At 60.9% G+C, this 6,852-nt stretch carries 5 protein-coding genes; 2 read left to right on the top strand and 3 right to left on the bottom strand.

Annotated features, from left to right (window positions below):
* Positions 1-184 precede the first annotated feature (184 nt).
* Positions 185-814: an outer membrane protein assembly factor BamB family protein gene (locus tag RBA40_RS32760; protein WP_306653029.1), complete on the bottom strand. Its 630-nt coding sequence runs from the start codon at positions 812-814 to the stop codon at positions 185-187.
* A gap of 53 nt (positions 815-867) precedes the next feature.
* Positions 868-2,226 carry a DHA2 family efflux MFS transporter permease subunit gene (locus RBA40_RS32755; protein WP_374710583.1) on the bottom strand — a complete coding sequence of 453 codons (1,359 nt, stop codon included), beginning with the start codon at positions 2,224-2,226 and terminating at the stop codon, positions 868-870.
* 494 nt (positions 2,227-2,720) lie between these two features.
* Here RBA40_RS32755 and RBA40_RS32750 point away from each other — a divergent pair, with 494 nt between their 5' ends.
* Positions 2,721-3,467, top strand: a complete 747-nt coding sequence (locus tag RBA40_RS32750; protein ID WP_306653028.1) for an SDR family oxidoreductase — start codon at positions 2,721-2,723, stop codon at positions 3,465-3,467.
* 184 nt (positions 3,468-3,651) lie between these two features.
* Here the strand turns inward: RBA40_RS32750 and RBA40_RS32745 are convergent, their stop codons facing one another.
* On the bottom strand, positions 3,652-4,140 hold the full coding sequence (locus RBA40_RS32745; protein WP_306653026.1) for a DUF6328 family protein: 489 nt from the start codon (positions 4,138-4,140) through the stop codon (positions 3,652-3,654).
* Positions 4,141-4,447: 307 nt separating this feature from the next.
* Here RBA40_RS32745 and RBA40_RS32740 point away from each other — a divergent pair, with 307 nt between their 5' ends.
* Positions 4,448-6,742 (top strand): penicillin acylase family protein, encoded by a 2,295-nt coding sequence (locus RBA40_RS32740; RefSeq protein ID WP_306653024.1) that lies wholly within the window; start codon positions 4,448-4,450, stop codon positions 6,740-6,742.
* The last annotated feature ends 110 nt before the right edge of the window (positions 6,743-6,852 follow it).

Here is a 6,852-nt window from a genome sequence, read left to right as displayed (position 1 = left end):
TGAGAAAGCCCCACCAGCCAACGCGCTCAATCGCGTTTCGTGCAGGTGGGGTTTTTTTTCGCCTGCTGGCGCGCCCGGTGCCAGGGCATACAAAAAAAATAGCCCACACTGCGCTGGGCTATTAAATCAATTAACAAAATTCCTCAGGAGAAAAGGCCAGCACATCGGCCTCGCCTGTTGTCCTTCATTCCAGATTAATGGCGGCCAACTTCTCACGCTTGCCCCCGGTAATATACAGCACGCCGCGATTTGAGATCGACAGTGTTCCACCCAACGGGTATTCCCAGACGATTTTGCGCGTGTTCAAGTCAATTGCAGCGGTGCGGTCCGCCGAACTGACAAATGCCAGATTGTCCGTCACGACCAATTGCTCAAATTTATCGTAGTCGTGCAATTTATCGGAGGACCAGAGCAAAGCCCCGGTTTCAGGCGAGCGCGCTTCCAGTTCTGCGCCCTTTGCGGTGAGAACATACACCACATCCTTGGCATAAACGGGCACGCCAACAGCGAGTCCCGCAGCTTTCCACGCCAATGACTTCGTCGCCAGATCGAAGCCGACCAGGGTGCCGTTATTGATGGCGAATGCGCTTTGTTTGCCCGACAACACAGGCAGCGAGGTAGGGTTATCATCGCCTGACGTCACTCTGGCCAGAATGGAAAACGCATTCGTGCCGTCGGCTGTCTTGAGTGCGTACAGCGTATTGGCAGCGAAACCGTAGGCAAAGTTTTCATCCACAGATGGCGTCCTGCGGATGAAACCATTCTTGCTAACCTCGAGGACGAAGTCATTGCTGACTGTGCTGAAGGTGCTCATTCCACCGTAGTAGCCGCTGCAAGCATCAGAAACCGCGGGCGTCGCAGCCAGGTTTAGCGCTCAAGCCTGAGCGCCGTACCGCGGCTGATGCTCTCGCCATCGTTTTGCTGCAAACGCCAGAAGGTCAGCGACGAAATCACGGTAATGATCGACAGCGTCGCAAAACCATGATGCAGCGCGCTGATAACGATGGTGCGGTCGGATTGCGGCACATCGCCCAGGAACCAGGCAGTGACCAGCGATCCGGCGGCCAGCCCGAAACTCATCGACAACTGCTGGAACGAGCTCGACATCGTACTGGCCATGCTCGAATCCTGATCGTCGATATCGGCATACGCGAGTGAATTCATGCACGAGAACTGCAGCGAATTAAAAAATCCCTGGGTCAGCCCGAGCATCACGATCAACACCAGCGGCGTGCCGACGCCGATGAAGGAAAACAGGCCGATCGTCAAACCGATGCACACCGTATTCACCACCAGGATCTGGCGATAGCCGAAGCGGTGCAGCAAACGTTGCGACACCAGTTTCATCGCCATCGCCGCGATGGCGGCCGGCATCATCAGCAAGCCCGATTTCCACGCCGGAAAACCCAGCCCCACCTGGTACAGCAGCGGCAGCAGGAACGGCATGCCGCCCAGCCCCAGCCGCGTCAGGAAACCGCCGACGACAGCAATGCGGAAGGTGCGGATGTGAAACAACGACAGGCGCAGCAGCGGATACTTCCTGCCTCTTGCATACAAGCCATACGTGCCCAGCAAGGCGAGCGAGGACCCCAGCATGGCCGCCGCTGTCACGGGCGCCAGGGTGTGTTCGCCGAAAATTTCCAAAAACCACGACAGCATCGCGGTTCCCGAGCTGAACAGGATCAGGCCGATCACGTCGAGCGGCCGCCGCTGCGCCGCGCGATAGTCGGGCATGTAGCGGAACACCAGGAACAGCGCGACCAGGCCGACCGGCACGTTAATGAAGAAAATGTAGCGCCACGACACCCAGTGCACCACCAGCCCGCCGATCGTCGGTCCCAGGAGCGGGCCGATCAGCGCCGGAATGATCACGAAATTCATTGCGCCCAGCAGCTCGGACTTGGGAAAGGTGCGGATGATGGCGAGGCGCCCGACCGGCATCATCATGGCGCCGCCGAAGCCTTGCAGCAAGCGGGCGGCGATCATCATCGGGGTGTTGACCGCCATGCCGCAAAGCACCGATGCGATCGTGAAGACCACGATGGCCACCGCGAACACGCGCCGCGTGCCGAAGCGGTCCGCCATCCATCCGCTGACCGGAATGCCGACGGCCAGGCTGAGGATGTAACTGGACACGATGGATTTCAGGCTGAGCGGACTGACGCCGAAACTCGCCGCGATGCTCGGCACCGCCGTGTTGACGATGGTCGCATCGAGCTGTTCCATGAACAGCGCAGCGGCGACGACCCAGGGCAGATAGGTCTTGACGGAGGCTTGACTCAGAGCATCCTCGCATCGGTATGTGGCGGGTTAACAGAAGATCGCGGCTGCGCGCATTGCTCGCGCCAATCGATCTTGGTCTTCGCCGTCAAACCCATCCCCACCCCCAGACAATCTTCCGGCAATGCCGCCGGTTTTATTTTTATACGTTCCACGGTGTGGTGCGCACCGGCCATGCGTGCACGCCGTCCTCGAGGCCCGGATCGGCATGCCTCTGCGAATATTACACCTAACGAAAGCATCAAATATTTCTTTTTCTCATCAGCCACAGGTAGGCGGATTCAAGTTCGACGGAGCATTCGCCCACCCGCCTCGCATGCGCATGCCCGCATGCATTGACACCTTGTAGAAATAGGCAATCAGCCGAGAGTCCTGTGTATTTCCGTGCGTGCCAGTGATTTGTAAGATGCATCACCTGTCCGCCATTCAAGGAGAATCACATGTCCAGCCATCCTCATTCGCATCAGAAAGTGGTCCTCATCACGGGCGCCAGCAGCGGCATCGGCGCCGCGACCGCGCGCTTGCTCGGACGCCACGGTTACCGCCTCGTGCTCGGGGCGCGCCGCGCCGACCGCCTCACAGCCCTGGTTGCCGAGATCCGCAGCGAAGGTGGTGCCGCTGAAAGTTTCGCGATGGACGTATGCCGCCTGGAAGATGTGCAAGGCTTCGTGGCCTTCGCGCTCGACGTCTACAAGCGTGTCGACGTGCTCGTCAACAACGCCGGGGTGATGCCCTTGTCCAGGCTCGATGCGCTCAAGGTCGATGAATGGAATCATATGATCGATGTGAATATCCGCGGCGTCCTGCACGGCATCGCAGCTACACTGCCGCTGATGCAGCAACAGCGCTCGGGCCAGTTCATCAATCTCTCGTCGATTGGCGGCCATGCGGTCAGTCCCACTGCCGCCGTGTACTGCGCGACCAAGTTCGCGGTGGGCGCCCTGTCGGAGGGCTTGCGCCAGGAAGTGGGCGGCGACATCCGCGTGACCGTGATCTCTCCCGGCGTGACCGAGTCCGAGCTGGCGGAAACAATTTCCGATCCGCTGGCGCGCGAGGCAATGCGCGACTTCCGGCGCGTGGCGATCGCACCGTCGGCCATTGCCAGTGCCATCCGCTTTGCCATCGACCAGCCGGCCGACGTGGACGTGAGTGAAATCATCGTGCGCCCGACCGCCAGTCCGTACTGAGCCTGACCGGGCCGCCACGTACCGGTGGCGGCGCCAGGGCGCAGCCGACTCGGTACGTCGTTCACGGCCAACGCAGGCCGGTAATGCCTGCTTACTGACAATGCGACAATGCCGCCATAGCCGCCGTTGCGGCGCCTATGGCGCATGCTTCATCTAGTGTTTATTGAGCACCGCCATCCACTCGCTAGTGATGCCCCGCATCGCCCTGGCGCGAACGGCAGCGCCTGCGCTCGTACCAGGGGAATGCGAACCACAAGGCAATCAGGATGAGCAAGGTCAGCAGCGCGCCCGCCACGCTGGCCGGCAAGCCGCGCGTGGTCACAAAGATGACCGTGAACATATCCAGCGCAAGCCCGCACGCCAGAGGCGCAAGGGCGCACCGGATCAGCCATGACGAACGCGCGATCATCCGGCGCGATACATTGGCCGGGCCAACCACCCGGTAGTAGACGGCCGGCGTCATCACCAGCGCGACGGCGATGATCACCATGCCCAGCCCGATCAGGTGGCACAAGGTTACGTATGATGGCAGTTCGGCAAAGCGGTCATTGAAGACGGCGATGGTTTGAAAGCCGAACAGCGCTTGCACGCCGGGAAGAATCACGCGCGCCTCTTCGATGATGTTACGCATCTCCTCATGCAACCCGTTGCGTTCGATAACCGGCTTGTCCATGCCTGAACAGTACGCTCAAACGCGCGCCCATTCAACCGTACACAATTGAGACGGGCGAACACTATCCGCCGTGCTGCATGGCACAGTTTTCCTTTGTTGACTCCACTCAATACGCCCCAGGCCGGCGTTCGTACGATTGCCTGTCGGTCATCCTGGCCGGCGCCAGTGAAAGGGAGTCACCATGAGATGCGCATTTTTGGATTTGGTTCGCCACAATCGGCCGGTTTGGTCTGCCCTGGCGGCATGCCTGGCCGGGCTCGCCATGAGCGGCTGCGGGCGTAGCGACGAGGCACCTGAACCGCGGACCGTGGCCCGTCCGCAGTTCAGCGCCGAGCTGGCGCGCACGTCGCACGGCATCGCCCATGTACGTGCGCGTGATTTTCGCGGCATCGGCTACGGCCTGGCCTATGCCTATGCCCAGGATAACGTGTGCATGTTCGCCGATACCATCCTCACGGTGCGCGGCGAGCGCTCACAGTTCTTTGGCGCCGATAAAGCGGCAACGCCGGCGCGCAATGGCGAATATGGGGCCAATAGCGATTTCATGAAGCTGAACAACGAGGACAGCGACTTTTTTTTCAAAGGCTATCTCGATACCGAGCAGTTAAAAGCAGGGTACGCGGCCGGCAGCCAGGATGCGCGCGATTTGTTGGCCGGTTACGCGGCCGGCTATAACCGCTATCTCAAGGAGTATGCCGGCCGCTATCCCGCCGCATGCAACACGGCGCCGTGGGTCAGGCCGATCACGTACGAAGACATGATGCTGGTGCTCGCCGAAAAGGCGCTGCACGCGTCCGGCCAGGTATTCGCGCAGGAGATCGTCGATGCCGCGCGGGCTGCCGCCTTTTCGCTCGCGGACAAGCGCGAAGCGGTTGCGGTCAGCGATATCGGCTTCCTTGATCGCAGGCTTGCGCGCCTGACCCGGGAACAACTGGGCAGCAATGGACTGGCGCTCGGCAAGGACGTGACGGTGAACGGGCGCGGCATCCTGCTCGGTAATCCGCATTATCCCTGGACCAGCACCGACCGCTTTTATCAGGCGCACCTGACGATTCCGGGGCGGTACGACGCCATGGGAGCCATCCTGGGCGGCATTCCCATTATCGTCATCGGCTTTAACAAGGATGTGGCGTGGACGCATACCGTGACGCGCGCGGTCCATTTCACGACCTTCAGACTGGCGCTCGATACGCGCGATGCGAGTGGCACGACGTATCTGTACGATGGCGTTCCCACCAAGATGAGCTCCAAAACCGTCAGCGTCGACAGCTTGCGCTCCGATGGCCGCATGAGCCGGCGCAGCAAGACCTTCTATTTTACGAAGCAGGGCGCGGTGCTGGTCAAGCCGGATGCGGGTATCACCTGGTCGAACGAGGCGGTGCATGTGCTGGGCGATGCGAATCGCCACAATACGCGTCTGATCGAACAATGGATCGGCGTAGGCAGCGCTAAAAATGTCGGCGAGATGAAGGCATCGCTCGACAGGATCGTGGGCCTGCCCTGGGTGAATACCATGGCGGCGGACCGCGATGGCAATGTCCTGTACGCGGATGCGAGTGTCGTGCCCAAGGTTGGCGCGCAGATGTTCGCGTCCGATTGTTTTGTGCTGCCGCAGCTACTGATGTTCGACGGCTCGCGCCCGGCCTGCGCGTGGGGCGATGATACTCGGGCGCCGGCGGGCGTATTCTCGCCGGTCGAGGCGCCCTGGATGACGCGCACCGATTATGTCGGCAATTCCAACGATAGTTACTGGCTGTCGACGCCGCGCGCTTTGCTCACCGGGCCGGCGCCCTTCGGCTACTCGCCGCTGTACGGGCAGACCGGCGTAGCGCAGATGCTGCGCACGCGCATCGGCTTCAGGCAGCTTGAAGATGCCGTGGCCAGTCACCGCCGGCTGCGGATGAGCGATGTGCAGGAGCTGGCGTTTGCCAATCGCGTGTATGCGGCTGAATTGATGCTCCCGGAGTTCCTGCCGCTGTGCGGCGCTTCCATCGATGCCATTGTGGCGCAAGCCTGCCGGGTATTAAACGCATGGGACAGGCATGCCAACCTCGATAGCCGGGGCGCGGTCCTGTTTCGCGAGTTCTGGAACCGGGCGTCGCATATTCCGGACAAATGGGCTGTTCCGCTGGACCCGGCAGATCCCGTGAATACGCCGCGCGGGCTCGCTCCGGGTGCGGGGCCTGGCATGCTGGCGGCCTTGAAGGAGGCGGCACAGCAGATGCAGGCCCTGAACGTTCCGCTGGACGGGCGGCTGGGCGATTATCAGAGCGATACGCGCAATGGCCGACGAGTGCCGCTGCACGGTGCGATCGGCGATATTGATGGTTCCTACAATTCCATTCATATGGAGACGCCGCTGCAGGCGGATGGCTATCACCAGATTGCATGGGGTACCAGCTATGTTCAGACGGTGATGTTCGATGAGGCCGGGCCGGTCGCGCATGCGATGCTTCTGTATGGGCAGTCTGTCGATCCGGCGTCGCCCTACCACGCCGACCAGTTGCCCTTGTATTCGCAGAAGACTTGGCCGATGCTGCCGTTCACGCCAGGCAGCATGCGCGCCGATTCGCGTTACTCCGTTACGACATTATCAGAATAGGCCTTGCCACTCCGGGGAGGCTTTGCTATAGTTCGCCTCCCCGCTGATTCAGTAGCGAAATCAAGTAGTTGCAAGACAGATCAGGGGCGTTTCGAAAGAAGCGAAGTAAG

Source organism: Massilia pseudoviolaceinigra, from assembly GCF_030846505.1.
Taxonomy (GTDB): Bacteria; Pseudomonadota; Gammaproteobacteria; order Burkholderiales; family Burkholderiaceae_D; genus Telluria_A; species Telluria_A violaceinigra.
Note: the sequence above shows the minus strand (reverse complement) of the source record. Positions and strands in the feature narration are given on the sequence as shown.